This window comes from Streptomyces sp. NPDC091209 (genome assembly GCF_044757755.1).
Lineage (GTDB): Bacteria > Actinomycetota > Actinomycetes > Streptomycetales > Streptomycetaceae > Streptomyces.
Genome location: NZ_JBIVVR010000007.1, coordinates 283,025 through 308,798 on the forward strand (window position 1 = coordinate 283,025; position 25,774 = coordinate 308,798).

Annotated in this window: 25 protein-coding genes; 12 read left to right on the forward strand and 13 right to left on the reverse strand. The window is 71.6% G+C overall.

What is annotated here, in order from left to right:
• Window positions 1-134 precede the first annotated feature (134 nt).
• Window positions 135-1,037, reverse strand: coding sequence for a 3-hydroxybutyryl-CoA dehydrogenase (locus tag ACIQRL_RS22175; RefSeq protein ID WP_401333935.1), 903 nt, complete (start codon window positions 1,035-1,037; stop codon window positions 135-137).
• A gap of 129 nt (window positions 1,038-1,166) precedes the next feature.
• Between ACIQRL_RS22175 and ACIQRL_RS22180 the strand changes: the two genes are divergently transcribed.
• Window positions 1,167-2,414: a glycoside hydrolase family 10 protein gene (locus ACIQRL_RS22180; protein ID WP_401333938.1), complete on the forward strand. Its 1,248-nt coding sequence runs from the start codon at window positions 1,167-1,169 to the stop codon at window positions 2,412-2,414.
• 36 nt (window positions 2,415-2,450) lie between these two features.
• On the opposite strand, the gene ACIQRL_RS22185 is transcribed toward ACIQRL_RS22180, so the two are convergent.
• Together ACIQRL_RS22185 and ACIQRL_RS22190 are read right to left on the reverse strand one after the other, a co-directional pair.
• Window positions 2,451-2,645: a DUF1918 domain-containing protein gene (locus tag ACIQRL_RS22185; protein WP_401333941.1), complete on the reverse strand. Its 195-nt coding sequence runs from the start codon at window positions 2,643-2,645 to the stop codon at window positions 2,451-2,453.
• A gap of 88 nt (window positions 2,646-2,733) precedes the next feature.
• Window positions 2,734-3,690: a DMT family transporter gene (locus ACIQRL_RS22190; protein WP_401333944.1), complete on the reverse strand. Its 957-nt coding sequence runs from the start codon at window positions 3,688-3,690 to the stop codon at window positions 2,734-2,736.
• On the opposite strand from ACIQRL_RS22190, the gene ACIQRL_RS22195 reads away from it, so the two are divergent.
• Both ACIQRL_RS22195 and ACIQRL_RS22200 read left to right on the forward strand, forming a co-directional pair.
• Entirely contained in the window at window positions 3,689-5,125 is a 1,437-nt protein-coding gene (locus ACIQRL_RS22195) for a PLP-dependent aminotransferase family protein (protein ID WP_401333947.1), read from the forward strand. The genes ACIQRL_RS22190 and ACIQRL_RS22195 overlap by 2 nt on opposite strands.
• 464 nt (window positions 5,126-5,589) lie before the next feature.
• Window positions 5,590-6,183: a histidine phosphatase family protein gene (locus ACIQRL_RS22200; RefSeq protein ID WP_401333950.1), complete on the forward strand. Its 594-nt coding sequence runs from the start codon at window positions 5,590-5,592 to the stop codon at window positions 6,181-6,183.
• Here ACIQRL_RS22200 and ACIQRL_RS22205 read toward each other — a convergent pair.
• Together ACIQRL_RS22205 and ACIQRL_RS22210 are read right to left on the reverse strand one after the other, a co-directional pair.
• Window positions 6,165-6,644, reverse strand: coding sequence for a DUF6314 family protein (locus tag ACIQRL_RS22205; protein ID WP_401333953.1), 480 nt, complete (start codon window positions 6,642-6,644; stop codon window positions 6,165-6,167). The two genes, ACIQRL_RS22200 and ACIQRL_RS22205, sit on opposite strands and share 19 nt — an antisense overlap.
• A gap of 130 nt (window positions 6,645-6,774) precedes the next feature.
• Window positions 6,775-7,599: a LysR family transcriptional regulator substrate-binding protein gene (locus ACIQRL_RS22210; protein ID WP_401333956.1), complete on the reverse strand. Its 825-nt coding sequence runs from the start codon at window positions 7,597-7,599 to the stop codon at window positions 6,775-6,777.
• A gap of 81 nt (window positions 7,600-7,680) precedes the next feature.
• On the opposite strand from ACIQRL_RS22210, the gene ACIQRL_RS22215 reads away from it, so the two are divergent.
• The 6 genes from ACIQRL_RS22215 (at window position 7,681) to ACIQRL_RS22240 (ending at window position 14,105) form a co-directional block, all read left to right on the forward strand.
• A complete protein-coding gene (locus ACIQRL_RS22215) occupies window positions 7,681-8,073 on the forward strand; it encodes a DUF5997 family protein (RefSeq protein ID WP_401333958.1) in 393 nt (130 codons plus the stop codon).
• A gap of 989 nt (window positions 8,074-9,062) precedes the next feature.
• Window positions 9,063-10,091, forward strand: coding sequence for an N-acetyl-gamma-glutamyl-phosphate reductase (argC, locus tag ACIQRL_RS22220; protein ID WP_401333961.1), 1,029 nt, complete (start codon window positions 9,063-9,065; stop codon window positions 10,089-10,091).
• On the forward strand, window positions 10,088-11,242 hold the full coding sequence (gene argJ / locus ACIQRL_RS22225; protein ID WP_401333962.1) for a bifunctional glutamate N-acetyltransferase/amino-acid acetyltransferase ArgJ: 1,155 nt from the start codon (window positions 10,088-10,090) through the stop codon (window positions 11,240-11,242). Before argC ends, argJ begins: the two co-directional genes overlap by 4 nt.
• Window positions 11,243-11,404: 162 nt before the next feature.
• A complete protein-coding gene (gene argB, locus ACIQRL_RS22230) occupies window positions 11,405-12,343 on the forward strand; it encodes an acetylglutamate kinase (protein ID WP_401333965.1) in 939 nt (312 codons plus the stop codon).
• The gene (locus tag ACIQRL_RS22235) at window positions 12,340-13,545 is read left to right on the forward strand and encodes an acetylornithine transaminase (RefSeq protein ID WP_401333966.1); all 1,206 of its coding nucleotides are present in this window, start codon (window positions 12,340-12,342) and stop codon (window positions 13,543-13,545) included. Before argB ends, ACIQRL_RS22235 begins: the two co-directional genes overlap by 4 nt.
• 23 nt (window positions 13,546-13,568) lie before the next feature.
• Window positions 13,569-14,105 carry an arginine repressor gene (locus tag ACIQRL_RS22240; protein WP_401333968.1) on the forward strand — a complete coding sequence of 179 codons (537 nt, stop codon included), beginning with the start codon at window positions 13,569-13,571 and terminating at the stop codon, window positions 14,103-14,105.
• A 178-nt stretch (window positions 14,106-14,283) separates the two neighbouring features.
• On the opposite strand, the gene ACIQRL_RS22245 is transcribed toward ACIQRL_RS22240, so the two are convergent.
• The 5 genes from ACIQRL_RS22245 to ACIQRL_RS22265 all read right to left on the reverse strand — a co-directional run bounded on the left by ACIQRL_RS22245 (window position 14,284) and on the right by ACIQRL_RS22265 (window position 19,247).
• The gene (locus ACIQRL_RS22245) at window positions 14,284-15,075 is read right to left on the reverse strand and encodes an FAD:protein FMN transferase (protein ID WP_401333971.1); all 792 of its coding nucleotides are present in this window, start codon (window positions 15,073-15,075) and stop codon (window positions 14,284-14,286) included.
• Window positions 15,068-15,886: an FMN-binding protein gene (locus ACIQRL_RS22250; protein WP_401333972.1), complete on the reverse strand. Its 819-nt coding sequence runs from the start codon at window positions 15,884-15,886 to the stop codon at window positions 15,068-15,070. The genes ACIQRL_RS22245 and ACIQRL_RS22250 overlap by 8 nt, the downstream gene beginning before the upstream one ends.
• Window positions 15,887-15,905: 19 nt before the next feature.
• Entirely contained in the window at window positions 15,906-17,243 is a 1,338-nt protein-coding gene (locus tag ACIQRL_RS22255; RefSeq protein WP_401334468.1) for a ferric reductase-like transmembrane domain-containing protein, read from the reverse strand.
• 125 nt (window positions 17,244-17,368) lie between these two features.
• Window positions 17,369-17,878, reverse strand: a complete 510-nt coding sequence (locus ACIQRL_RS22260) for an FMN-binding protein (RefSeq protein WP_401333975.1) — start codon at window positions 17,876-17,878, stop codon at window positions 17,369-17,371.
• Between the two features lie 7 nt (window positions 17,879-17,885).
• Window positions 17,886-19,247: a ferric reductase-like transmembrane domain-containing protein gene (locus tag ACIQRL_RS22265; RefSeq protein ID WP_401333979.1), complete on the reverse strand. Its 1,362-nt coding sequence runs from the start codon at window positions 19,245-19,247 to the stop codon at window positions 17,886-17,888.
• A gap of 234 nt (window positions 19,248-19,481) precedes the next feature.
• On the opposite strand from ACIQRL_RS22265, the gene ACIQRL_RS22270 reads away from it, so the two are divergent.
• Both ACIQRL_RS22270 and ACIQRL_RS22275 read left to right on the forward strand, forming a co-directional pair.
• A complete protein-coding gene (locus tag ACIQRL_RS22270) occupies window positions 19,482-20,288 on the forward strand; it encodes a response regulator transcription factor (protein WP_401333981.1) in 807 nt (268 codons plus the stop codon).
• A 116-nt stretch (window positions 20,289-20,404) separates the two neighbouring features.
• Window positions 20,405-21,835, forward strand: coding sequence for a sensor histidine kinase (locus tag ACIQRL_RS22275; RefSeq protein ID WP_401334471.1), 1,431 nt, complete (start codon window positions 20,405-20,407; stop codon window positions 21,833-21,835).
• Window positions 21,836-21,938: 103 nt separating this feature from the next.
• On the opposite strand, the gene ACIQRL_RS22280 is transcribed toward ACIQRL_RS22275, so the two are convergent.
• The 3 genes from ACIQRL_RS22280 to ACIQRL_RS22290 form a co-directional block, all read right to left on the reverse strand.
• The gene (locus ACIQRL_RS22280; RefSeq protein WP_401333984.1) at window positions 21,939-22,637 is read right to left on the reverse strand and encodes a L,D-transpeptidase; all 699 of its coding nucleotides are present in this window, start codon (window positions 22,635-22,637) and stop codon (window positions 21,939-21,941) included.
• Between the two features lie 3 nt (window positions 22,638-22,640).
• Window positions 22,641-23,228, reverse strand: a complete 588-nt coding sequence (locus tag ACIQRL_RS22285) for a pyridoxamine 5'-phosphate oxidase family protein (protein WP_401333987.1) — start codon at window positions 23,226-23,228, stop codon at window positions 22,641-22,643.
• Window positions 23,229-23,355: 127 nt separating this feature from the next.
• Window positions 23,356-24,204, reverse strand: coding sequence for a hypothetical protein (locus ACIQRL_RS22290; protein ID WP_401333989.1), 849 nt, complete (start codon window positions 24,202-24,204; stop codon window positions 23,356-23,358).
• Between the two features lie 246 nt (window positions 24,205-24,450).
• On the opposite strand from ACIQRL_RS22290, the gene ACIQRL_RS22295 reads away from it, so the two are divergent.
• Window positions 24,451-25,644: an argininosuccinate synthase gene (locus ACIQRL_RS22295; RefSeq protein ID WP_401333992.1), complete on the forward strand. Its 1,194-nt coding sequence runs from the start codon at window positions 24,451-24,453 to the stop codon at window positions 25,642-25,644.
• Window positions 25,645-25,774: the final 130 nt, after the last annotated feature.

Sequence of the window (25,774 nt, forward strand, 5' to 3'; positions counted from 1 at the left end):
CGTGGGGAGCGTGTGCGCGCGGCATATGCGGGCCCGGCGCGCACACGGCGTGTGAACGGCGCGGGCCCGGCACCGGAAAAGGTGCCGGGCCCGCGCCCGCCCGAACTCCGTGGAACGGAGCCCGCGTTCCGCTATTACTGGCCGTAGGTGTAGAACCCCGAGCCGGACTTCCGGCCGAGGCGTCCCGCGTCCACCATGCGCTGGAGCAGCGGGGGAGCGGCGTACAGCGGCTCCTTGTACTCCTCGTACATCGAGTACGCGACCGAGGCCACCGTGTCGAGACCGATCAGGTCGGACAGCTTGAGCGGGCCCATCGGGTGGGCGCAGCCCATCTCCATGCCGTTGTCGATGTCCTCGCGGCTGGCGATGCCCGACTCGAACATCCGGATCGCGGACAGGAGATACGGGATCAGCAGCGCGTTGACGACGAAGCCCGAGCGGTCCTGGGCGCGGATCGCGTGCTTGCCGAGCGCCTTCTCGGCGAAGAGCTGGGCGCGGCTGATGGTGCCCTCGGAGGTGGTCAGCGCCGGGATCAGCTCCACGAGCTGCTGCACCGGGGCCGGGTTGAAGAAGTGGATGCCGATGACCTGGTCGGGCCGCGAGGTCGCGACGGCCAGTTTCACCAGCGGGATCGAGGAGGTGTTGGAGGCGAGGATCGCGTCCGGCCTGGTCATCACCTGGTCGAGCACCTGGAAGATCTCGGTCTTCACCTGCTCGTTCTCGACGACGGCCTCGATCACCAGGTCACGGTCGGCGAACTCGCCGAGGTCCGTGGTGAAACTCAGCCGGTCCTGGGTGGCCTTGAGCTCGTCCGCGGAGATCTTTCCGCGCTCAGCCGCCTTGGAGAGCGAGGAGAAGAGCCGGGTCCGGCCGAACTCCAGGGCTTCGCCGGTGGTCTCGGCGACCTTGACGTCCAGGCCGGCGCGGGCGCACACCTCGGCAATGCCCGCTCCCATCTGGCCGCAGCCCACCACTCCGACGCGTTCGATGTCGGTCACATCGTCCCCTTCGCTGATCCGCACTGCCTGGCAGGTCATCCGTTGTTCGGTCCCTGCTCCGAACGTGCACGTTACTCCCAAGTATCGATGATCGATCGTCGGGGTGGTGCATGCTGGGCGACGAGACGGTCCGTGACCGGACGGACCCGTAGCGTAGGGGGTACGGCGATGGAGCCACTGCCACGGCGGGTGTTCGCGGCGGCCGCGCTCGCGACCCTGTCGGGGTTCGGCACGGCGGGGGACGCCGTGGCCGCCCAGGGCCCGTCCTCCCGGCGCCGCTCGGCCGCCCCGCGTGCCGTGCGGGGCCTGTGGCTGGCGACCACCTCGCACCGCGACTGGCCCTCCCGCACCGGCCTGAGCCCCGCCCGGCAGCGCGCCGAACTGCTCGCGCATCTCGACACGGCGGTACGCCTGCGCCTCAACACCGTGATCTTCCAGGTCCGCCCCGCCGCCGACGCGCTGTGGCCCTCGCCGTACGAGCCTTGGTCGCAGTACCTGACCGGCGTCCAGGGCAAGGACCCCGGCTGGGACCCGCTGGGCACCGCGGTGCGGGAGGCCCACGCCCGCGGCCTGGAACTGCACGCCTGGTTCAACCCGTACCGCGTCTCGGGACAGCCGGACCCCGGCAGGCTCGCCCCCTCGCACCCCGCCCGCGTCCACCCGGACTGGGTCGTGCCGTACGGCGGGAAGCTCTACTACAACCCCGGCCTGCCCCCGGTCCGAACGTTCGTCCGGACCGCGATGCTCGACGCGGTGCGCCGGTACCCGGTCGACGGCGTGCACTGGGACGACTACTTCTATCCGTACCCGGTGGCCGGAGAGCGCTTCGACGACGACGCGGCGTACGCGGAACACGGCGCGGGCTTCCCGAACCGAGCGGCCTGGCGGCGCAACAACATCGACCTGCTTGTCCTGGAGATGGCGGCGGGCATCAAGAAGGTCCGCGCCGGGGTCCGCTTCGGGATCAGCCCCTTCGGGGTCTGGCGCAACGCGTCGACCGACCCGCTCGGCTCGCCGACCCGGGCCGGCGTCGAGACGTACGACGACCTGTACGCCGACACCAGGAAGTGGGTCAGGGAGCGCTGGATCGACTACATCTGCCCGCAGCTCTACTGGAACATCGGCTTCGCGGCCGCCGACTACGCGAAGCTGCTGCCCTGGTGGGCGCGGGTCGCACGGGGAACGGGCGTGCGGCTGTACGCGGGTGAGGCGCTCTACAAGGCGGGCGACCCGGCGCAGCCCGCCGCCTGGCACGACCCCGCCGAACTCTCCCGGCACCTCACGCTGGCCGCGAAGTATCCCGAGGTGCAGGGCCACGTCTTCTTCGCGGCCCGGGAGGCCGCGGCGGACCGGACCGGCGCGATGGAACGCGTCCTCGCGGACCACTACCGGCAGCCGGTGAAGCCCCCGCGCTGAGAGCCGGCCGGGCCGCCGGCGTCCGTCCCGCTCGTCCTACTGCGGCATGTCCCGGTGGCGGATCTCGGAATCCGGGCCCGGCGAGCACACGGCCTCGTGACCGTCCTCGAACCGCACGCGGTAGGGGGGAGAGCCTTCGGCTCCCATGACCTCGGTGATCTCCGAGACCTTGTCGTGCTGGCCCACGGTCCTCCCGTGCTGCACCAGCTGGTCACCTTTGGTTGCGTGCATCTGAACGGTCTCCTCGTCGTGTACGGGAGTAACGGTTCGTGGCCTCAAGTCTACGGCCGGGGGCGCGGGTTGGCCCGGCCCGTGCGGGTCAGCTCCGCGCCCGCTGGGTGAGCGCGATACAGACGAGGACGGCGGCCGCCGTCAGGGGTGCCGCCGGGGTGAGCCGCTCGCCCAGGAGCAGTACCGACCACACCAGTGTGAGCAGCGGTTGGGCGAGCTGCAACTGGCTGGCCCTCGGAATCCCGATCGACGCCATCCCCCGGTACCAGACGACCAGTCCGAGGAACTGCGAACCGGCCGCGACCCACAGCAGCCCGGTCACGCTGTGCGCCGTCAGCCGCACCGGCTCGTACGACAGCGCCGTCAGCGCGCCCGGCACACTCAGCGGCAGACACAGGACCAGGGCCCAGCCGATGACCTGCCAGCCCGGCATCACCCGGGCCAGTCGGCCGCCCTCGGTGTAGCCCGCCGCGCAGATCAGCAGCGCCCCGAACAGATAGGCGTCCGCACCCGTCAGGGCGCCACCGCTCTGCTGCACGGTGAACGCGATCACCGCGGCCGCGCCCGCGCAGGCCGCCAGCCAGAACATCCGCGACGGCCGCGCGCCGGTGCGCAGGGACGAGAACAGCGCCGTCGTCAGCGGCAGCAGCCCGACCACCACGGCGGCATGCGCGGTGGTCGAGGTCCGCAGGGCGAGCGTCGTCAGCAGCGGGAAGCCGAGCACCACACCGGCGGCGACGACGGCGAGGCCCGCCAGGTGCCGCCGGTCCGGCAGGGGCACCCGCAGCGCGAGGAGGCAGCCACCCGCGACGACCGCCGCGAGGACACAGCGCACGGCCACCAGCGACCAGGGACCGAAGCCCTCCAGGCCCCAGGCGGTCGCGGGAAAGGTGAGGGAGAAGGCCGTGACACCGAGGGCCGCCTGAAGGGTGCCCGAGCGGCGGTCCTTCGGTAGGGGGCCCGGGTGCGAGGCGGCGACCACGGGCTCGACGTCGGTGCTGACCGCTATCCCGGTCCGGTCGATAGCGCTACTCTCTGTTCTCATGCAAGAGCGTAGCAGTGTGGGCGATCTGGCGAATCAGCTGCGACAGGAACTGAACCGCTACTCTCCAGGTGGAAAGCTGCCGTCGAGCCGGGCGCTGGTCGAACGGTTCCGGGTGAGTCCGGTGACGGTGTCCCGGGCACTGGCGCAGCTGGCCGCCGAGGGACTCGTGGTCACCCGGCCCGGTGCGGGTGCCTTCCGGGCGCGGCCCCGCCCCGCCATCACGTCCACCGGGGACACGTCCTGGCAGGAGGTCGCGCTCAGCGCGGACGCCGCGGCCGAGGTCGTCCCCCGCACGGTGGACGCGTCCGGCGTCCTCGTCTCGCTCGCCGCGCCGGCGCCCGGTGTCGTCGAGTTCAACGGCGGCTATCTGCACCCCTCGCTCCAGCCGGAACGGGCGATGGGCGCGGCCCTCGCCCGGGCGGGCCGCCGCCCCGGCGCGTGGTCCCGGCCGCCCATGGAGGGCCTGCCGGAACTGCGCGAGTGGTTCGCGCGGGGCATCGGCGGGGCCATCGGCGCCGCCGAGGTCCTGGTCGCGGCGGGTGGCCAGTCCGCCCTGACGACCGCCCTGCGCGCGCTCGCGCCGCCCGGCGCCCCGGTCCTGGTCGAGTCGCCCACGTATCCCGGCATGCTGGCCATCGCCCGGGCCGCCGGTCTTCGCCCCGTTCCGGTCCCGGTGGATCCCGACGGGGTGAAGCCCGAACTCCTCGCCGACGCCTTCAGGGTGACGGGCGCCCGGGTCTTCGTCTGCCAGCCGCTGTTCCAGAATCCGACCGGTGCCGTGCTCGCGCCCGAGCGGCGGGGCGAGGTGCTGCGCATCGCGCGGGATGCCGGGGCCTTCGTCGTCGAGGACGACTTCGTACGCCGTCTGGTGCACGAGGACGCCGGCCCGCTGCCGCGTCCGCTGGCCGCCGAGGACCCGGACGGTGTCGTGGTGCACGTCGGTTCCCTGACCAAGGCGACCTCGCCGAGCTTCCGGGTGAGCGCGCTGGCCGCGCGCGGCCCGGTGCTCGAACGGCTGCGCGCCATCCAGGTCGTCGACACCTTCTTCGTACCGCGCCCGCTCCAGGAGGCCGCGCTCGAACTCGTCGGCTCGCCGGCCTGGCCGCGTCATCTGCGCACCGTTTCGGCCGAGTTGAGGGCCCGACGCGACACGATGACCGCGGCCCTGCGGCTACGGCTCCCCGAACTCGCCCTGCCCCACATCCCGTTCGGCGGCTACCACCTGTGGGCCAGGCTGCCCGACGGCACCGACGAGTCCGCGCTCGTCGCCGCCGCCCTGCGCGCGGGCGTGGCCGTGACCCCCGGCCGCCCCTACTACAGCGCCGAACCCCCGGCCGCCCAGATCCGGTTGAGCTTCGCGGCGGTCGCGGGGACGGAGGAGATCACGGAGGGCGTACGGAGGCTGACGGAGGCGTACGACGAGGTGCGGACCTGAACCGGACGCGGCCGGACTCCGCGCCGGGCGGGTCGATCCCTGTGTCGGGCGGAGCCGCATCCTGCCCCCGCTGGAGCCGAATCCTGGCTCCGGTGGAGCCGAGCCCCGACCTCGGTGGAGCCGAATCCTGGCTCCGGTGGAGCCGAGCCCCGACCCCGGTGGAGCCGAATCCTGGCTCCAGTGGAGAGCCGAACCCTGAACCCGGTGGAGCCGAACGCTGGCTCCCCTGGAGTCGATCCCTGGCCCGGGTGGAGCTCCGGCCTCGGGATCTGTCGGGTCGCGCCGAAAGGCGCGGATCGAGTTCGCGCTGTCCGGGCCGTTTGCCCGGACCGCGTCGCCGGGAAGATCGAATCCATGGCGCCCGGACAGCCGGAGCACAGGCCGGAAGCCAATGCCCCAGTGAATATTCGGATACTCTGCGTGACCCCCTTGACCTGCGGAGTCCCGCGCTCCACGATCTGCGCATGCATCTTCGGGTCACGTTCGTCGCCGCCGCGCGCAGCTCCTCGCTGCTCGCGGAGCGCTTCGAGGACGACCGGCCGCTGGACCAGGCGGGCTGGGAAGAAGTGCAGCGCGCCGCGGCCGGGCTGCTGCCGCTGGCGGCGGCCGAGCTTCGCTACTGCGCGCCGACGCCCCGCAGCCGGGCCACCGGTGACGTCCTCGGCTACGCACCCCTGGTCCAACTCGCGCTGCGCGACTGCGACATGGGCCGCTGGCGGGGCTTCACCCTGGGCGAGGCCATGGCCCGCGAGCCCGAGGCCGTGGACTCCTGGCTGGCCGACCCGCGCTCCACACCGCACGGTGGCGAGAGCCTGCTGTCCTTCATCGCCCGCGTCGGCGCCTGGCTCGACACCCGGCCGGGGGACGACGGCGGCAGCATCGTCGCGGTGGCCGAGCCGTCGGTGGTCCGGGCCGCGCTGGTCTACGCGCTGAAGGCGCCGCCGTCGACGTACTGGAACATCGATGTCCGCCCCTTGTCGGCGATCACCGTGACGGGCCGGTCGGGCCGCTGGAATCTGCGCTTCGACGGGGCGGCCCCTCAGTCCAGGCGCGTGTAGCCGGTGGTGAGCACCAGATCCTTCGCGGGCCCCCGCACCCGCCAGACGGACCGCCAGTGGTGCTCGTCCCGGACGGTGAACTCGCCCCGGTAGAGGTCCGCCGCGCACGGATGGTCGGCGACGTACCGCCCGCTCGTCAGGTCCAGGTCGTGGAACGGGCGGCCGTCGGAGAACCGTACGAGCGCGGTCCCGGGGTTCTCGCCCGGCAGGAACCGCAGGGTCCGCTCGGCGGGCCGCGCGACGCCCTGCCAGACGAAGGTGCCGGACTCGTGGTGCAGCAGCCCCGCTGGCGCGGGCGGCCTCGCTTGCGCCGGTGGCCCCGCGTCTTCCACCGGCCCGAACGCCGTCGTGCCGGTGAAGCGTCCCTCCGCGTCGCTCGCGAGATCCCGCACGGTGCGTTCCACACGCCAGCTCCCGGTCAGGTACGTCAGTACGTCCCTCACCGGCCAGAACTCACCCATGCCGTCCGTTTCTCCGTCCCGGGCGGAGCCGCGCGACCCAGTGCCGCGCGTCAGCCTCATCCTGTCCAGGGGCGCCTTCATCGCCTTCATCGCCTTCGGATCGCCGGCCGGAGCCGGAGCCGCAACCGGTTCAGGAACTGCGGCGGGGCTTGCCTCGCTTGGCGCCGCCCTTCGGGCCCCCGGTACCGCTGCTGCGGGGATTCTTGGCCGTGGCCCTGCCGCCGCTCCTGCCGCCCGCCTTGCCCTGCGCGGGTGTGCGCCGTGCGCCGCCGCCCGAGTCGGACTTGCGGGGGGTGGACTTGGCCGCGCCCCGGTCCTTCTGCTGTGCCGCGGCCGGGGTCTGGGCGCGTCCGCGCGTGCTGTTGACCGTGCGGCCGCGCACGATGCCGATGAAGTCCTCCACCAGATCGGTGGTCCGGTCCTCGGGCCAGGCCAGCGCGACGCGGGACTCGGGAGCGTCCGTGACCGTCCGGTACGTGAGGTCCTTGCGGTGGTGGAGGCGGGCGAGGGACTGCGGAACCACCACGACCCCGATACCCGCCGCGACGAGCTCGACGGCGTCCTCGGTGCTCGCGGGCCGCTCCAGCGCGGGCTTGCCCGGCAGCCGCTCCCAGTCCAGCGGGTCGTCGAGGGGATGCAGCACGATGTCGTCCGCGAGGTCCTCGCCCGAGACCTGCTCGACCGCCGCCACGATGTGATCCTTGGGCACCACGACGACCGTCGTCTCGGTGTAGAGGGGAATCGCGCTCAGGTCGGCCCGGTCGACCGGCAGCCGGACGAAGCCCGCGTCGGCGTCGCCGCGCCGCAGGACGTCGTACACCTCGGCGGCGGACACCGGGACGAGGGCCAGGGGTACGTCCGGCAGCCGCTCGTTCCAGATCCGCACCCACTTCGAGGGCGTCACCCCCGGAACGTAGGCGAGCCTGAACGAGGGGGATGCTTCGGAGCCGGTCACCACGTCAGATTACCCGGCGTGGCCATGGGCGCCGCACCCGCGATGGTCGGCGGGGGCCCGGGCGCTCGATACCCTTGACCCATGAGTTCGCACCAGACCGCCCAGACGATGAAGCCCGCCACCGCGGCCAAGAAGCTGGGTGTGTACCTCGAGGCCACCCCCGCCGAGTTCCAGGAGGGTGTCGTCTCCCGTGCCGAGCTGAACGCGCTGCAGACCGACCCGCCCGAGTGGCTCCAGGAGCTGCGCCGCACCGGCCCGCACCCGCGGCCGGTCGTCGCGGCCAAGCTCGGTGTCTCCATCGCGGGACTCGCCCGCGGCGGCGTCAGCGAGGCCCTCACCACCGAGCAGATCGAGGCGCTGAAGACCGAGGAGCCCTCGTGGCTGCGCCGCGAGCGTGCCACCCAGGCCGAGACCCGCAAGGAAACGGTACGCATCAAGGAGAAGAACGCGGAGCGGGACGCCAAGCGTTCCTGACCCGGGGTGTCCGCCGGGGATCCGTCTCAGCCTTCGATCCCCGGGGCGCCGCGCCCGTAGGAGCCGGTCGCGCCGTGCGGTGAGCCCTGGCCGACAAGGTCGGTCCTCCAAGGGTTCTCGGGATTTCGGGACGGGCCCGCGGCTGTCCGGGCGGCGACCATCGACCTGACAACATGGGCGCCGACGAGGCCGAGCGCCGCGTCCTGAGCCCCCCGCGGCCGGAGCCGTCACGGCACCGGCACGCGCCGATCCGGTGGTACGCGGGCGCAGGCCGTCCGTGACGGCACGACCGGACGCGGGGTCGGCACCGGTACGGGGAGAAGGCTGCGGCACCCGCGTCGAGCCCAGCGTCTCCTCCGCCAGGACGGGACGGGAAAAACGTCTCCTCCTCCAGGACGGGACGGAAAACCGGTCGGCCGGGCGCGCCCAGCTCCGTCAGACGCTTCTCGGCGGCGGTGCGACCTGTGACCGTGACAGCGCCGCCGTGTGCCTCGACGCGCCCATCCGCGAGTCCCAGCGCCCCGACGCGCTCCCGCGTACGTTCCCTGGTCCGCCGCAAGGCCTCGGCCTCCAGCGGCGACGCCCCGGCGAAGGTCACCACGGACCGCCGGGAGTCCATCGAACGGTCCACGGAGCCGGAGCCGGAGCCGGAGCAGGCGGCAAGTGCCCCCGGGCCCCGCACACGGCTCTCCTCCTCTGCCTCGCCTCGGCGGAAACGGATGCGGGGGATCGTTCCAATGCGGTGACGCCCGATGAGCCGGTTGCCAGGCTTTGATCGCAATTCATCCGCTGTCCCCGTGCTTTTCCTCCGGGACCGATCATGTGGTGTCCGGGTGGAGGGGTGCGGAGCCGGGGGAGCGCGCACCCCGGTCGGCCCGGTCGGCATCGACCCTCCGCACTCGGGCGCAGGCACCCGCGACGGCCCAGCCCGGAGGATTGCATAAACGTGCAGCGAAACGTATAGTCATGCCATCCAAGAGGAGGGTTCCATGGCGATGCGCGCGGCGGTGGCGGGAGCGAGTGGGTACGCGGGCGGGGAACTGCTGCGTCTGCTCCTGGCGCACCCCGAGATCGAGATCGGCGCCCTGACCGCCAACTCCAACGCGGGCGGGCGGCTCGGCGCGCTCCAGCCTCATCTGCTGCCGCTCGCAGACCGCGTCCTCGTGGAGACCACCCCCGAGGTGCTGGCCGGTCACGACGTGGTGTTCCTCGCGCTGCCCCACGGACAGTCCGCCGCGGTCGCCGAGCGGCTCGGCCCCGACGTCCTCGTGATCGACATGGGCGCCGACTTCCGGCTGAACGACCCGGCCGACTGGGAGCGGTTCTACGCCTCCGCCCACGCCGGGACCTGGCCGTACGGCCTCCCCGAACTGCCGGGCGCCCGCGCCGCGCTGGAGGGGTCCAAGCGCATCGCGGTGCCCGGTTGCTACCCCACGGCCGCCTCGCTGGCCCTCTTCCCGGCCTACGCCGCCGGGCTGGCGGAGCCCGAGGCCGTGATCGTCGCGGCCTCCGGGACCTCGGGCGCCGGCAAGGCGCCCAAGGCGCACCTGCTCGGCAGCGAGGTCATGGGGTCGATGACCCCGTACGGAGTCGGGGGCGTCCACCGGCACACCCCCGAGATGATCCAGAACCTCAGCGCGGCCGCCGGAGAGCCCGTCACCGTCTCCTTCACGCCCACCCTCGCGCCCATGCCCCGCGGCATCCTCGCCACCTGCAGCGCCAAGGCGAAGCCCGAGGTCACCGGCGCGTCCGTACGGGCCGCCTACGAGAAGGCCTTCGCCGACGAGCCCTTCGTCCACCTCCTTCCCGAGGGGCAGTGGCCCGCCACGGCGTCCGTCTACGGTTCCAACGCCGTTCAGGTCCAGGTCGCGTACGACGCCGCCGCACACCGCATCATCGCGATCAGCGCCATCGACAACCTGACCAAGGGCACCGCGGGCGGTGCCGTCCAGAGCATGAACCTCGCCCTCGGCCTCCCCGAGGAGCTGGGACTTTCCACGATCGGAGTCGCACCGTGAGCGTCACGGCAGCACAGGGATTCACCGCGGCCGGGATCGCCGCCGGGATCAAGGCGAACGGCAACCCGGACCTGGCCCTCGTGGTCAACAACGGGCCCCGCCGCGCCGCCGCGGGCGTCTTCACCTCCAACCGCGTGAAGGCCGCGCCGGTCCTGTGGTCCGAACAGGTCCTCAAGAGTGGCGAGCTGACCGCCGTCGTCCTCAACTCCGGTGGTGCCAACGCCTGTACGGGACCCAAGGGCTTCCAGGACACCCACGCCACCGCCGAGAAGGTCGCCGAGGCGCTCGGTGACACGGGCGCGGGCAGCGTCGCCGTGTGCTCGACCGGCCTCATCGGCGTGCTGCTGCCGATGGACAAGCTGCTTCCGGGTATCGACCTGGCGGTGGCCCAACTCGGCCCGCACGGCGGCGAGAAGGCCGCCATCGCCATCAAGACCACCGACACCGTGCACAAGACGGCGGTCGTGACACAGGCCGGCTGGACGGTCGGCGGCATGGCCAAGGGCGCGGGCATGCTCGCCCCGGGGCTGGCCACCATGCTCGTCGTGCTCACCACCGACGCGGACGTGGACAGTGCGACTCTCGACCGCGCGCTGCGCCACGCCACCCGTACGACCTTCGACCGCGTCGACTCCGACGGGTGCATGTCCACCAACGACACCGTGCTGCTGCTGGCCTCCGGGGCCAGTGAAGTCACCCCGGAGTACGCGGAGTTCGCCGAGGCGGTCCGCGCGGTCTGCGACGACCTCGGTCAGCAGCTCATCCGCGACGCCGAGGGCGCCAGCAAGGACATCAAGGTCGAGGTGATCAACGCCGCGACCGAGGACGACGCCGTCGAGGTGGGCCGCTCCATCGCCCGCAACAACCTCCTCAAATGCGCGATCCACGGCGAAGACCCCAACTGGGGGCGCGTGTTGTCCGCGATCGGCACCACGAAGGCCGCCTTCGAACCGGACCGACTCAATGTCGCCATCAACGGCGTGTGGGTCTGCAAGAACGGCGGGGTCGGCGAGGACCGCGAACTCGTCGACATGCGCTACCGCGAAGTCCACATCGTCGCGGACCTCGCGGCAGGCAACGAGTCTGTGACGATCTGGACCAACGACCTGACGGCCGACTACGTCCACGAGAACAGCGCGTACTCATCTTGACGTGCCCGCTTGGTTGTCGCGGGTCCTCGTCGTCGCCGACGAGGGTTCCTGTTTCACAGGCGACCGCTCGCCCCGGACGAGTCCGGGATGAGTCTTATGTTGTCTCCGCAGGCCAACACCGCCCGCCCGGCGGCTGATCCGAGATTCTTCCGAAAGTCGGCTATGACGGTCAATCACCCAGAAGAGCGAACGTCTACTACCCGTAAGCACACCGCTCTGCCCAAGGCGCAGATCCTCATCGAGGCGCTGCCCTGGCTGACCCGGCACCGCGGCAAGACCGTCGTCGTCAAGTTCGGCGGCAACGCCATGATCGACAGCGAGCTGAAGGCTGCCTTCGCCCAGGACATCGTCTTCCTGCACCACGCCGGTCTCAAGCCGGTCGTCGTGCACGGCGGCGGTCCGCAGATCAGCGCCGCCCTCGACCGGCACGGCATCGTCAGCGAGTTCAAGGCGGGCCTGCGCGTCACCACCGAGGACGCGATGGACGTCGTCCGCATGGTGCTGGCCGGACAGGTCCAGCGCGAACTGGTCGGACTCCTCAACGAACACGGACCGCTCGCCGTCGGTCTCACCGGCGAGGACGCGCACACCATCACCGCCACCAAGCACCAGCCCACGATCGACGGCGAGTTGGTCGACATCGGGCGGGTGGGCGAGATCACCGCGATCGACACGGGCGCGATCGAGGCGCTGCTCGCCGACGGCCGTATCCCGGTCGTCTCCTCGATCGCCCGGAGCCAGGACGACGGACATGTCTACAACGTCAATGCTGATACGGCGGCTGCGGCACTCGCTGCTGCACTGGGTGCCGAAACCCTCATGGTCCTCACGGACGTCGAGGGCCTCTACGAGGACTGGCCGAACAGCGACGAGGTGATCAGCCGCCTCACCGCCACACAGCTGGAGAAGCTCCTTCCCGAGCTGGCCAGCGGCATGGTGCCGAAGATGGAGGGCTGTCTGCACGCCGTACGCAACGGCGTCACGACCGCCCGCGTCATCGACGGCCGGGTCCAGCACTCGATCCTGCTGGAGATCTTCACCGACGAAGGCATCGGCACGATGGTCGTGCCGGACGACGAGGAAGCGGGGGACGCCGAATGACCGGCAGCGCGAGCAACGCGGAGCTCACCGACCGGTGGCAGGGCGCGCTCATGGACAACTACGGCACCCCGCGCCTGCCGCTCGTCCGCGGCGCCGGAACCAAGGTGTGGGACGCCGACGGCAACCAGTACCTCGACTTCGTCGGCGGTATCGCGGTCAACGCGCTCGGACAGGGCCACCCCGCGATCGTCGAAGCCGTGAGCCGGCAGATCGCCTCCCTCGGCCATGTCTCCAACCTCTTCGTCGCCGAGCCGCCCGTCGCGCTCGCCGAACGGCTGCTCCAGCTCTTCGGGCGCGAGGGCCGGGTGTACTTCTGCAACTCGGGCGCCGAGGCCAACGAGGCCGCCTTCAAGATCGGCCGGCTGACCGGCAGGACCCACATGGTCGCCACCACCGGCGGCTTCCACGGGCGGACGATGGGCGCCCTCGCGCTCACCGGCCAGCCCGCCAAGCAGGAGCCGTTCCTGCCGCTGCCCGGCGACGTCACGCATGTTCCGTACGGCGACGCGCAGGCCCTCGCCCAGGCGGTCACCGAGGACACCGCGCTGGTGATCATCGAGCCGATCCAGGGCGAGAACGGCGTGGTCGTACCGCCCCCCGGCTATCTCAAGGCCGCCCGCGCGATCACCGCCGCCCACGGCGCCCTGCTCGTCCTGGACGAGGTGCAGACCGGCATCGGCCGCACCGGCCACTGGTTCGAGTACCAGGCCCACGAAGGCGTCCTGCCCGACGTCGTCACGCTCGCCAAGGGCCTCGGCGGCGGACTGCCGCTCGGCGCCACCGTCGCCTTCGGCCGCGCCGCCGGGCTGCTGGGGCCCGGCCACCACGGCACGACCTTCGGCGGCAACCCCGTCGTCTGCGCCGCCGGACTCGCCGTGCTCGACACGATCGAGTCCGAGGGACTCCTGGAGAACGTGAAGCGCGCGAGCGGGAAACTGCGGGACGGAATCGAGGGCGGCGACGGTTCCGGCCATCCGTTGATCGACCATGTCCGGGGTGCGGGGCTGCTCCTGGGTATCGTGCTCACCGAGCCGCTCGCGCCCCAGGTGCAGCGGGCGGCTCAGGACGCCGGTTTCCTGGTGAACGCGCCCGCCCCCGATGTCGTACGGCTGATGCCGCCGCTGAACCTCGGCGATGACGAAGTGGACGCGTTCCTCCAGGCCCTTCCCGGCATCCTCGACGCAGCCAACGGGGACGGGTGATCCCGGGAAATGGGACGACGACGATGAGTCAGGCGCAGGACCACGAGCACGCAGGGCCTGCCGTGCCGCAGACCCGCACCGCACGCCACCGCCGGATCGTGGACATCCTCAACCGGCAACCGGTGCGCTCGCAGAGCCAGTTGGCGAAGCTTCTCGCCGACGACGGGCTGAACGTCACGCAGGCGACGCTCTCCCGGGACCTCGACGAGCTGAACGCGGTGAAGATCCGCAACAACGACGGCGACCTCATCTACGCGGTGCCCAGCGAGGGCGGGTTCCGCACCCCGCGGGTGCCGCTGGGGGAGTCGGCGAAGGAAGAGCGGATGCGCAGGCTCTCCATGGAGCTGCTGATCTCCGCGGAGGCCTCGGCGAATCTCGTGGTCCTGCGCACCCCGCCCGGGGCCGCGCAGTTCCTCGCCTCGGCGATCGACCAGGCCGAGCTGCACGACATCCTCGGGACGATCGCGGGGGACGACACCCTCCTGCTGATCAGCCGCGGTCCGACGGGCGGGCAGGCACTGGCCGACCATCTGCTGCGGCTGGCCCAGAACGATCACTGACACGTACGACGGTGACCACGAAGGCGAGTACGACGGTGGAGGCGCGCCCCGAGCGGGGCGCGCCTCCACCGTCGTATGCCATGCGATGTCCTGACGCGGGTGCTCGTGCGGGTGCCGGCTCGGTGGGACCGGTCGGTCGTGCGGCCGGCCGGGTCGTCCGCGCCGTCGCAGGCGCCGGTCACCCGAGGCGCTGGGCGAGCCCTCCCGTGCATCTGACCTCGTCGCCCGCCGTGATGAGCAGCGCCTCCACGTCCGGGAGCGACTCCAGCCAGTCGAGGCCGGTCCGTGAGCCCATCGCGAAGGCCGCCGTCGCCCAGGCGTCCACCCAGGTCAGACGGGGGCCCACCACGGTCACGGCCAGCAGGTCGGTGACCGCGGACGTGCCGGTGCGCGGGTCGACGATGTGGGCGCCGCGTTCGGCGGTGCCGGAGGTCGCGACCGCCAGCTCGTCGACTCCGGCCGCGGAGACCACCGCGGCGAGCGAGCCCGGACGGAGCGGGTCGGACACGCCCACCCGCCAGGGGCGGTGCGGCCCGGGGATGCCGCAGAGCTGGACATCGCCGCCGCCGTTGACGCTCACCCCGCTCGCCCCGGCCGCGGCGAGGTGCAGGGCCGCGCGTTCGGCCGCCCAGCCCTTGACGATCCCCGTGGGGTCGAGCTGTCCCTCGTACCGTGTGCTGAACCAGCCGTCGCTGACCCGTTCCGCCTCGGCGCCCAGATCGAGCACCTCGGCGACCTCCGGGTCGCACTCCTCGACGGTGAGCTCTCCGCGTACCAGCCGCGAGATCTGACTGTCCTCGCGGTAGGTGCTGAATACCTCGTCCACACGGTGGAGTTGGACGATCGCCTCCTCCAACGCCGCCCGCACGGCTTCGGGTTCTCCGCCGCGCACGTCGAAGGAGAAGACGGTGCCCATCACTTCCTCGGCATGGCGCAGCGCCTGCGGTGCGTCCTCCGCCGGCTCAGACACCGGCCTTGTCCAGAGCCGACTGCAGGGACTTCTTGTAGCCGCCGCTGGTGTAGGTGGCGCCGGAGACCGCGTCGATCTGGGCACTGCCCGCCGCGACGGCTTCCTGGTTGAGCTTGGGCACCGCGAGCGCGGTCTTCTGGTCGCTGACACCGCCCTTGGGAGCCTGGACCGCCTCGGCCTTGGTGATCTTGTTGCCGGTGAGGGTGAGCCTGACCTGGACGGGGCCGTACTGGGTCTCTTCCACGGTCCCGGTGACGACGCGCGCCTGCGCTGCCGGGGCCGCCGCGGACGAGGACGCCCCGGCCTTCCCTGCGGACCCCGAGGAGCCGGCGGACCCCGACGTGCCGGCGGCGGTCTTCGCCTTGTCCAGGGCCGACTGCAGGGACTTCTTGTAGCCGCCGCTGGTGTAGGTCGCCCCCGAGACCGCGTCGATCTCGGCGCTCTGCGCCGTGACGGTTTCCTGGTTGAGCTTGGGCACGGAGAGGGCGGTCTTCTGGTCGCTCGTCCCGCCCTTGGGGGCCTGGACCGCGTCCGCCTTGGTGATCTTGCCGCCGCTCATGGTCAGCCGCACCTGCACCGGCCCGTACTCGGTCCGCACGACGTCACCGGTGACGGTCGTGGTACCCGACTGCTGGGCCGTGGCGCCCTGTGCCGCTTGCTGCCCGGCCGCCGTCTGCTGGGGCGCGGCACCTGCCTGCGCCGCCGCGGCGGCCGGGTCGGACGCCGGCTTGAGCGCCAGCAGGAGCACGATTCCGGACACGGTGGCGGCGCTCGCGAGCACGAAGCGCCGGATGGGGTGATTCTTCTTCATCGTTCCTGACTCCCGTCGCTCACATCTCGAACGACTCGTGATGGATGCGGCGGGCGGGGACCCCCGCGCCGCGCAGTGCGTCGTACACCTGCTGTGCGAAGCCGGGCGGCCCGCACATGAAGACGTCGTGGCGGTCGATGTCGGGCAGCTTGCGACGCAGGGAGTCCGCCGAGATGTCCGGGCGCTCGCCGTCGGGGCTGTTCACCGCGTACATCAGACGCGCCCCGCGCTCCTTGGAGATGGCGGCCAGCTCGTCCCACAGGGCCAGATCCTGGGTGGTGTTGGCGCGATAGAGCAGCGTCAGGTCACCGGACGCGCCCGGGAGGGTCTCGAACAGCGCCCGCATCGGGGTGATGCCGACACCGCCCGCCACCAGGAGCACCTTGCCGCGACTGCGCTTGCCGGCGGTCAGCGCGCCGTACGGGCCCTCGGCCCACACCCGGGTGCCCGGCTCCAGATCACGCAGCGCGGCGCTGTGGTCGCCGATCGCCTTCACGGTGATGCGCAGCATGTTGGGGCGGGGCGCCGCCGAGAGCGAGTACGGGTGGGAGCTGAAACGCATGCCGGGTGCCATGAAGCGCCAGCGGAAGAACTGTCCGGCCTCCGCGCCCATCCGGTGCAGTTTGCGTCCGCTGATCAGCACCGACACGATGCCGGGCGTCTCCTCGATGACCGCCTGGACCCGCATCCGGTGCTTCAGGTTCAACCGGATCGGAGAAAGGATTCGGTACCAGATGACCAGCGCGGTCACCGATCCGTAGAGCCCGTACCAGACGGTCTTGGCGACGGGCTCCACCGCGAAGTCGTTGCCGGTGGAGAGCTGGTGCCAGAACGTCAGGAACACCGCGGCGTACGTCAGCAGGTGGACGTGGTACCAGGTGTCGTACGGGATCAGCCGGCGCAGCCAGCCCACCGAGATGAACCCGATGAGCACGAGCAGACCCGTGCCGATCGCGGCCTTGCCCATGTCAGGGAGCTGGTTGACCGAGTCGATGGTCTGCTGCACGATCCCGCCGAGCCCCTTGCCGGACTGCAGGGCGTAGCCCCACATCGTCAGGAAGAGGTGGGCGAGGACCAGGCAGATGGTGTAGCGGCCGGTCATGGCGTGCCAGCGCGCCACCCGGTCGGATCCCACGCGGCGTTCGAGGGCGGGGACGCGGGCCATCTGCAGCACCACGAGCGCCATCAGATACCCGGCGAGCAGCCCGGTGATACGGCCGGCGTTGAGGATCCTGCTGTTGTTGTCCGCGATGGACGGGGTGTTCATCCACCACAGCCAGATGACCGCGGCGGCTCCTGCCCAGACGGCGAGCAGCAGCGGGACGGCGGGCGAGCGGCGAGGGCGGATTCGGCGCATGGTCTGGCGCCGCGCGGCGCGGCCACCGGCGATCGTGGACACGGTTCCTCCGTGTTCGTCCTGGAGAGACGGGGTGAGGGGAGTGGCTCCCTGGCCCAGAGATACGGTCCGCGACGCCCGTGCGTTCAGAGGCCCGCCGAGTCCAATGCGGACTGGAGCGACTGCTTGTATCCGCCGCTGGTGTAGGTGGCCCCGGACACCGAGTCGATCTGAGCACTCTGGGCGGCCAGTGTCTCCCGCCTGAGCTGGGGAATCGCGTAACTGTTGATCTCCTGATCCTTGGGATTGTCCGAAGGATAGGCCACCGCGGTGGACTCCGTGATCCGGCCCTGCTTCAACGTGATCCGTACCTGGACCGGACCCCAACGGGTCTGCACCGTATCGCCGGTGACGGTTTTGGTCACGCTGCTCTTCGAGCCCCCTGACGTGCCGGAAGAGGTGCCTGAGGAATCCCCGGACGAGCTTCCCGAGGAGGAGGAAGAGGAGGAAGGGGAATGAGCCAGGGACGAGGACGCCTCGGCCGGTGCCGGCGGTGTGTGCGGCTTCAGCGAGAGCAGCATGACGACGGCGGTGACCGTGGTGGCGGCCGCCAGCGTCACCCGGCGCAGCGGACGGTTCTTCTTCAGGGCGTGCACGGAGGCCTCACAGCTCGAACGACTCGTGGTGGATACGGCGGTCGGGGACACCCGCGGTGTGCAGCTCCCCGTACAGGTCCCGCGCCATCGCGGGAGGTCCGCAGAGATAGACGTCGTGCTCGGCGATGTCCGGCACGGCCTCGCGCAGCGACTCGGCGGTGAGCCGCGGGCGCGAGCCGTCGGCGGCGTTCACCGCGTACAGGACGCGGGCCCCGCGCCACCGGGCGATGTCCTCCAGCTCGCCGCCCAGCGCCAGGTCCTCCGCCGTGCGCGCCCGGTAGAGGAGCGTGACCTGGCCGGGCAACTCCTCGAAAAGGGCACGCAGTGGTGTGATGCCGACGCCGCCCGCGATCAGCAACGACTTCGACGAGGTGCTCCGGTCGGCGGTCAGTGAGCCGTACGGGCCCTCCGCCCACACCCGGGTGCCCGGCCGCAGCAGCCCCACGGCCGCGCTGTGGTCGCCGAGCGCCTTCACGGTGATCCGCATCCGGTCCGGCCGGGGCGGCGCGGACAGGGAGTACGGCGTCGAGGTCCACCGCATGCCGTCGGCGAGAAACCGCCAGCGGAAGAACTGGCCCGCCCGCGCGTTCAGTTCGTCCAGACCCTCTCCGCGGATCACGATGGAGAACACCCCGGGGGACTCCCGGTACACGGACTCCACGCGCAGCCGGTGGCGCCGGTTGAGCCGTATGGGGGCGAGCAGCCGGAACCACACGACGAGCGCGGCCGTACCGAGGTAGAGCGCGTACCAGGCGGCCTGCGCCACCTGGTTGCCGACGAAGTCGGAGCCGAGCGCGAGCTGGTGGAAGAAGGTCAGGAAGACCGCCACGTACGTCAGCAGGTGCACGTAGTACCAGAACTCGTGGCTGATCCGGCGGCGGCCCACGCGTGCCGAGGTGATCCCGACGGCGAACAGGATGACGGTGCCGGTCGTCGCCTTGAGCATGTCCGGGTAGTCGAAGACCACGCTGAGCGTCTCGTGGACGATGCCCGTGCCGTCCTGGGCGGCGTAGCCGAAGAGGATCAGGGTGACGTGCGCGACCAGCAGGCAGACCGTGTAGCGGCCGGCCATGGCGTGCCAGCGGGCCACCCGGTCGGAGCCGACGCGCCGCTCCAGGAGCGGGACCCTGGCCATCAGCGCCACCAGGACGGCGCAGCTGTACCCGCACAGCAGTCCGGCGATCCGGCCGGCGTCCGTCAGCCAGCCGGCGAGACCCACCACCGACCGGGTGTCGGTCCACCACAGGGCGAGGACCGCTGCCGCTCCCGCCCAGAGCAGGGCCAGCAGCGGCCCGGCGGGCGAGGGCCGCGGTCGCCCGCGTCCTCGCGTCCTGCGCGGGTTCGCCGCCCGCTCGTACACCGTGGTCATATGTCCGTCCTTCTGTCCGGCAGTCCGGGACCAAACTGTGCGTCCGGAACCTCTGAGGAGGCTCTGAATCGGCCCGTTCGGAGCGGACTCACAGCAAACTGAGAGTGACGGGGAAGGGGAGGAGGATGGGAAGGCCGAGGAAACAGGGGACCTCCGAGGAGAGGTGACTCAGAGGAAACTCAGAGGCCGCGTGGCACGGTGCGGCCGTCGGGAGGGGCGATGCTGGTAGGCGACATGAACACTCCCACCCCAGACCCCGGCACCCCCGGTGACCAGGACACCGGCACCGGTGCTGTCCGGTCCCCAGGCACCGGAAGGCCGCCCTCGCTCACCCGGCCCGACGGGACCCCCGTGCGTGTCCTCGTCGTCGACGACGATCCGGACCTGGCCGAGGTCCTCTCCGGCGCGCTGCGTTACGAGGGCTGGGAGGTCCGTACCGCGGCCGACGGTGCCTCGGCGGCGGCCGAGGCACGCGAGCTGCTGCCCGACGCCGTCGTCCTCGACGTGATGCTCCCGGACATGGACGGCTTCGCCGTGCTGCGCGACCTGCACACCGTGCTGCCGGGCGTGTGCGTCCTCTTCCTCACGGCGCGAGACGCCGTGGAGGACCGTATCGCCGGTATCACGGCGGGCGGCGACGACTACGTCACCAAGCCGTTCAGCCTGGAGGAGGTCGTCGCCCGGCTCCGCGGACTGCTGCGCCGCGCCGGCATGGCCCGCCGGATCGACGAGGGCCCGGGGCTGGTCGTCGGGGACCTGGTGATGGACGAGGACGCCCGCGAGGTGACCCGGGGCGGCGACCTGGTCGAGCTGTCACCGACCGAGTTCGAGCTGTTGCGCTTCCTGATGCGCAACCCGCGCCGCGTGCTCAGCAAGGTCCAGATCCTCGACCGCGTCTGGTCCTACGACTTCGGGGGCCAGGCCCATGTCGTCGAGCTCTACATCTCCTACCTGCGCAAGAAGGTGGACGCCGGCCGTGAGCCGATGATCCACACGGTCCGGGGCGCCGGGTACGTCATCAAGCCCGCGGCGGGCCGGTGAGCGCGAGCACGCGGGCCAGGACCGTGGCCAGGGCCATGGCCGGGTTCAGGGCCGTGATCAGGCGCTGGTGGCTCCGCCTGGTGGCGGCCCCGCGCGCGCTGCCGCGACCGCGCACCATGCGCGCCCGCCTCACCGCCGGGCTCGTGGTGCTGCTCGCCGTCAGCTGCGCGGCCGTCGGCGTCGCCGCGGTGTACGAACTGGACGGCTTCCTGACCGGCCGCCTCGACCAGCAGTTGCAGGACGCCGGGGCCCGGTTCCCGGCGAGCCTGGAGCACGGCTCGACGAGGCTGTCCGACCACGACGGCGACGAACAGGGCGGCGACACGCGCCGGCAGAGCACCGGTACGTTCGGCGCCCGCCTGGTCGGCGGGGACGTCACGAACGCGGCGGTGGTGTCGCCCGGCACCGGCACGGCCGCCCGGAACGTGGAGCTCACCGCCCGCGACGAGGCGGTTCTCGCCGCGCTCCCGGCGAACGGTCGCGCCCACACCGTCGATCTCTCGGCCCTGGGCGACTACCGCGTGCTGGCGACGTACGGCAAGGACGGTGACGTGCTGATCACCGGGCTTCCCACGGAGCCGGTCGACGCGGCCGTCCATCGCCTGGAACTCGTCGCCGCCCTGGTCTTCGGCGTGGCCCTCGTGGTCGCCGGAGTCGCCGGGGCGCTGTGGGTCCGCTGGTCGCTTCGCCCGCTGAACCGGGTCGCCGCGACCGCCACCCGGGTCAGTGAACTCCCGCTCGCCAGCGGCGAGGTGGCCCTGCCCCCGCGGGCGCCCGCATCGGACCCGCGCAGCGAGGTGGGCCGCGTCGCCGGTGCCTTCAACCGCATGCTCGGCCATGTCGAGGACGCGCTCACCAAGCGGCACGCCAGCGAGGAGCGGCTGCGCACCTTCGCCGCCGACGCCAGTCACGAGCTGCGTACCCCGGTCGCCTCGGTCCGCGGTCACGCCGAGCTCGCGCTGCTGCACCCCGGCCCGGTGCCGCCGAAGGTGACCCGTGCCCTCGAACGGATCGCCGCCGAGTCGGCCCGCATGGGCGAGATGGTCGACGACCTGCTCCTGCTCGCCCGACTCGACGCCGGCCGCCCCCTGGAACGCCTTCCCGTCGACCTCACCCACCTCGTCCTCGACGCGGTCACCGACGCCCGCGCGGCGGGCCCCGGCCACCGCTGGGTCCTGGAGCTGGCCGAGGAACCGGTCATGGTCACCGGCGACGCCCACCGGCTCCAGCAGGTGCTGGCCAACCTGTTGGCCAACGCGCGCGTGCACACGCCTGTCGGCACCCGGGTGACCGTGTCCTTGGAGGAGACCGGCACGGAGGCCGTCCTGAAGGTCCACGACGACGGACCCGGGGTTGCCGAGGACGTGCGGCCCGGTGTCTTCGAACGCTTCACCCGGGCGGACCGCCGCCGCGCCGACGGCACGGGCAGCGGAGCGGGGCTCGGCCTGTCGATCGTGGCCGCCGTGGTCGAGGCACACGGCGGCACGGTCGCTCTGGAAAGCCACCCGGGAGCGACCACGTTCACGGTCCACCTCCCCGCAACCTGAACCCCGCCCTCCCGGACCCCACTCCACCGGCCCCGACCCCGTCAACCTCCCGCCGGCCCGCCGGTTCGGCCGGTTCGGCCGGTACTGACGGAACGTCGTTCCGTCAGTACCGGGTGACCGCCGTCGCCCCGTTCGCCGTGCCGATCGCGATGTGCGGGTTCCGCGACGGATCGGCCCAGGCGAGGATCCGCCGCATCGCGTCCGCCGGAACGGACACACAACCGGCCGTGGGCCCGCTCCCGTTGACGTGCAGGAAGATCCCCGCGCCACGCCCACGCACCGGCCGGTCGTAGTTGAACCCGATGACGAGGGCGTACGCGTACTGCTTCTCGTAGGCGATCAGGTGCTCGGACTCCTCGGCCCGGCAGTCCCCGGGGCGCGGCTCGGTCCACCGGTTGTACGACCGGGACGCGTTGTCCTGGCACCACCAGGAGTCCTGACCCACAGGGCGGTACGGCATCGAGGTCCCCACGGGCGCGGCCCGGGTCCCGAACGCGTACGGCAGCCCGTACAGCCCCGTGGGCGTGGTGTTCGTGCCCTGGGTCCGCGCCCGGCCCTCGACCAGCCCGCGCGCCCCGAACCGCGCGGGGGCGGAGCCGGCCCGCGCCCAGCGCCCGTCCCGCAGGTCCCACCAGGTGAGCCTCCCCGAGGTCGCGTCCGCGCGCGGTGCCTCGGCGGTGATCAGCTGGGTTCCGCCGCCGGTGTCGGCCAGCCGCGCGGGAAGGTCGGCGAGGGGCGGCGGCCCGCCCGGGGCCAGGGCGAGCAGGGACGCGGACGCGAGGGCGACGGCTCCGAGGCGCATGGCTCAGACCGTACTGGGGGGCAACGGCAGCGGCAGCCCGGGCAGTCCGTCCAGGCTCGTCGCGATGTGCTCCTTCTTGGTGAAGTAATCGCTCAGCGAGGTGTCGTCCTCGCGCACGAAGCGCCGCGCGTGCAGATCGCGGTCCTCGTCGTACGACATGAAGGGGACCGCGTAGCCGCAGGTGTCGCGGACCAGCTCGGCGGTCACGACGATGATCGCGCGCAGCCCGTGCGGAGCCGGATCGATGGCCGTGAAACGGGCGAGGAGTTCCTTGAAGCGCGGATCGTCACGGAAGACCGGCTCACCGCGGCCGTGCACCCGGACGATGTTGGGCGGGCCCTGGAAGGCGCACCACATCAGGGTGATCCGGCCGTTCTCGCGCAGATGCGCGATCGTCTCCGCGTTGCTCCCGGCGAAGTCCAGATACGCCACGGTCCGCTCGTCGAGGACGGCGAACGAACCACTGAGCCCTTTGGGGGAGAGGTTGACCGTGCCGTCCTCGGACAGGGGTGCGGTCGCGGTGAAGAAGAGGGGCTGCGCCTCGATGAACGTACGGAGGCGGCCGTCGATGCACTCATAGGTCTTTCCCATGTCTAACGATTATCGGGGAAAGCCTTTCGCCTGTCTAATGAATTGCGGGTTCCGGCGGCGTTCAGGGGCACCGCCGGAACCCCGTGGCCGCCCGGTCGGCGGCGGGGCGGCCACGTCGTCCGTCACCTCACTTGGTGAGCGTGCAGGCGGCGAGGGTGTCCAGGCCGGTCGGCTTGGCGGCGGTACGGCCGATGGAGATCGCGATGCGGTCGATCGTGGAGGTCCGCTTGTCCTTCAGGGGGCCGAGGATCGCGTTCTGGACGAAGTTCGGGCCGCCCTGTCCGACGGTGTTCGCCAGCCGGGTGTTGGCCTCGGCGATCTGGGTGTTCAGCAGCGCCAGATTGCGGTCGACCTCGGCCTTCGCGGAGGCCGGGACGGCGGGCAGTTGCGACGCGACGTCCGGGCAGGTGATGGTGCCGGCCGCGGTGGCCGCGCCCGTTCCGCCCGCTGCCCCGCCCGCCTGCGCGGTGGCCGTCGCGCTGGGGGCGGCGGCGCCGGTGGCAGCACCGCCCGCGGCCGCGCCGCCCACGCCGTTGAGCGTGCAGGGCGCGAGCGAGTCCAGGCCCTGCGGCTTGGCCGCCGTGCGTCCGACGGCCGTCGCGATCCGGTTGATGGTGGCGACGCGCTTGTCCTTGAGGGGGCCGAGGATCGCGTTCTGGACGAAGTTCGGGCCGCCCTGTCCGACGGTGTCGACCAGTCGCTTGTTCGCCTCGGCGATCTGGGTGTCCAGCAGGGTGAGGTTGCGGTCGACCTCGGCCTTCGCGGTGGCGGGGATCGCGGGCAGGCTCGGCGCGACGGCCGGGCAGTTCACCGTGCCCGCGGCGGCGGCCTTGGTCGTGGCGTTCTGCGCGCCGCTCCCGTGGGTCTCGCCCGCCAGGGCGCTGCCGGCGATCACCGCCGCGGACAGCACCACGGCGGAGGCTCCGCCGATCATCACGACGCGCCGCTTGTTGTACTTCGGAAGAGCCCTGGACATGCGGAATCCTCACTCGGGTCGGGGGCGGACGACCGCCTTTGTTCGACTGGTCGGTCGTCGTTCGTGTGTCTGCCGTACGCGAACGCGGCGCCTGCGTTCAGCGGGAGGTACGCGACAGAGGGTGCGGCTGTTCAACCCTCGGTGAAGATTCCTCGGCCGAGCGTGGCTGGGCGGGCTGCGATTGACGAATCATGCAGAGTGCTGCATACTCATGCATGTCAGAGAATGCACTGTGAGGAGAATCCCGTGACCGAGCGCGTCGTACTCGCCTACTCAGGCGGTCTGGACACCTCCGTCGCCATCGGTTGGATCGCCGAGGAGACGGGCGCCGAGGTCATCGCCGTAGCGGTCGATGTCGGCCAGGGCGGCGAGGACCTGGACGTCATCCGCAAGCGCGCGCTCGCGTGCGGCGCTGTCGAGGCCGAGGTCGCGGACGCCAAGGACGAGTTCGCCGACGAGTACTGCCTCCCGGCGATCAAGGCCAACGCCCTCTACATGGACCGCTATCCGCTGGTCTCCGCGCTCTCCCGGCCGACGATCGTCAAGCACCTCGTCGCCGCCGCCCAGAAGCACGGCGCCACCACGGTCGCCCACGGCTGCACCGGCAAGGGCAACGACCAGGTGCGGTTCGAGGCCGGCATCGTCGCCCTCGCCCCCGACCTCAAGTGCATCGCCCCGGTCCGTGACTACGCGATGACCCGGGACAAGGCCATCGCCTTCTGCGAGCAGAAGCAGCTCCCCATCGCCACCACCAAGAAGTCCCCGTACTCCATCGACCAGAACGTCTTCGGGCGCGCGGTCGAGACGGGCTTCCTGGAGGACATCTGGAACGCGCCGATCGAGGACATCTACGAGTACACCTCGAACCCGGCCGAGCACCGCGATGCCGACGAGGTCGTCATCACCTTCAAGCACGGCGTCCCGGTCGCCGTCGACGGCAAGCCCGTCAGCGTGCTCCAGGCCATCCAGCAGCTCAACGAGCGCGCCGGAGCCCAGGGAATCGGCCGGATCGACATGGTCGAGGACCGGCTCGTGGGCATCAAGTCCCGTGAGGTGTACGAGGCTCCGGGCGCGATCGCGCTGATCACCGCGCACCAGGAGCTGGAGAACGTCACGGTCGAGCGCGAACTCGCCCGCTACAAGCGGCAGGTCGAGCAGCGCTGGGGCGAACTGGTCTACGACGGCCAGTGGTTCTCCCCGCTCAAGCGCGCCCTCGACGGCTTCATCGACGAGGCCAACCAGCACGTCAACGGCGACATCCGGATGACCCTGCACGGCGGCCGCGCGGTCGTCACGGGCCGGCGCTCCGAGACCTCGCTCTACGACTTCGACCTCGCGACGTACGACACGGGCGACACCTTCGACCAGGCCGCGGCCAAGGGCTTCATCGACATCTACAGCCTGTCGTCGAAGATCGCCGCCAAGCGGGATCTGGCGTAAGCCGTACGGGACTTGGCGCGGACCGTGTCGTGTCCGCCGCCTAGAAGCCTGCCGACCGCACTAGCCTGACGACCGCCTCCTCACTCGCGCGTGGGGAGGCGGTGGCACATCCACACCTTTCGAGGAGTAA

What these genes read in the sequence shown, in the direction of transcription:
- ACIQRL_RS22175 (WP_401333935.1), bottom strand. Translation starts at nt 1,037, where the DNA reads ATGACCTGCCAGGCAGTGCGGATCAGCGAAGGGGACGATGTGACCGAC.
- ACIQRL_RS22180 (WP_401333938.1), top strand. Translation starts at nt 1,167, where the DNA reads ATGGAGCCACTGCCACGGCGGGTGTTCGCGGCGGCCGCGCTCGCGACC.
- ACIQRL_RS22185 (WP_401333941.1), bottom strand. Translation starts at nt 2,645, where the DNA reads ATGCACGCAACCAAAGGTGACCAGCTGGTGCAGCACGGGAGGACCGTG.
- ACIQRL_RS22195 (WP_401333947.1), top strand. Translation starts at nt 3,689, where the DNA reads ATGCAAGAGCGTAGCAGTGTGGGCGATCTGGCGAATCAGCTGCGACAG.
- ACIQRL_RS22190 (WP_401333944.1), bottom strand. Translation starts at nt 3,690, where the DNA reads ATGAGAACAGAGAGTAGCGCTATCGACCGGACCGGGATAGCGGTCAGC.
- ACIQRL_RS22200 (WP_401333950.1), top strand. Translation starts at nt 5,590, where the DNA reads ATGCATCTTCGGGTCACGTTCGTCGCCGCCGCGCGCAGCTCCTCGCTG.
- ACIQRL_RS22205 (WP_401333953.1), bottom strand. Translation starts at nt 6,644, where the DNA reads ATGGGTGAGTTCTGGCCGGTGAGGGACGTACTGACGTACCTGACCGGG.
- ACIQRL_RS22215 (WP_401333958.1), top strand. Translation starts at nt 7,681, where the DNA reads ATGAGTTCGCACCAGACCGCCCAGACGATGAAGCCCGCCACCGCGGCC.
- argC (WP_401333961.1), top strand. Translation starts at nt 9,063, where the DNA reads ATGGCGATGCGCGCGGCGGTGGCGGGAGCGAGTGGGTACGCGGGCGGG.
- argB (WP_401333965.1), top strand. Translation starts at nt 11,405, where the DNA reads ATGACGGTCAATCACCCAGAAGAGCGAACGTCTACTACCCGTAAGCAC.
- ACIQRL_RS22235 (WP_401333966.1), top strand. Translation starts at nt 12,340, where the DNA reads ATGACCGGCAGCGCGAGCAACGCGGAGCTCACCGACCGGTGGCAGGGC.
- ACIQRL_RS22240 (WP_401333968.1), top strand. Translation starts at nt 13,569, where the DNA reads ATGAGTCAGGCGCAGGACCACGAGCACGCAGGGCCTGCCGTGCCGCAG.
- ACIQRL_RS22250 (WP_401333972.1), bottom strand. Translation starts at nt 15,886, where the DNA reads ATGAAGAAGAATCACCCCATCCGGCGCTTCGTGCTCGCGAGCGCCGCC.
- ACIQRL_RS22255 (WP_401334468.1), bottom strand. Translation starts at nt 17,243, where the DNA reads ATGCGCCGAATCCGCCCTCGCCGCTCGCCCGCCGTCCCGCTGCTGCTC.
- ACIQRL_RS22265 (WP_401333979.1), bottom strand. Translation starts at nt 19,247, where the DNA reads ATGACCACGGTGTACGAGCGGGCGGCGAACCCGCGCAGGACGCGAGGA.
- ACIQRL_RS22270 (WP_401333981.1), top strand. Translation starts at nt 19,482, where the DNA reads ATGAACACTCCCACCCCAGACCCCGGCACCCCCGGTGACCAGGACACC.
- ACIQRL_RS22275 (WP_401334471.1), top strand. Translation starts at nt 20,405, where the DNA reads ATGCGCGCCCGCCTCACCGCCGGGCTCGTGGTGCTGCTCGCCGTCAGC.
- ACIQRL_RS22280 (WP_401333984.1), bottom strand. Translation starts at nt 22,637, where the DNA reads ATGCGCCTCGGAGCCGTCGCCCTCGCGTCCGCGTCCCTGCTCGCCCTG.
- ACIQRL_RS22285 (WP_401333987.1), bottom strand. Translation starts at nt 23,228, where the DNA reads ATGGGAAAGACCTATGAGTGCATCGACGGCCGCCTCCGTACGTTCATC.
- ACIQRL_RS22290 (WP_401333989.1), bottom strand. Translation starts at nt 24,204, where the DNA reads ATGTCCAGGGCTCTTCCGAAGTACAACAAGCGGCGCGTCGTGATGATC.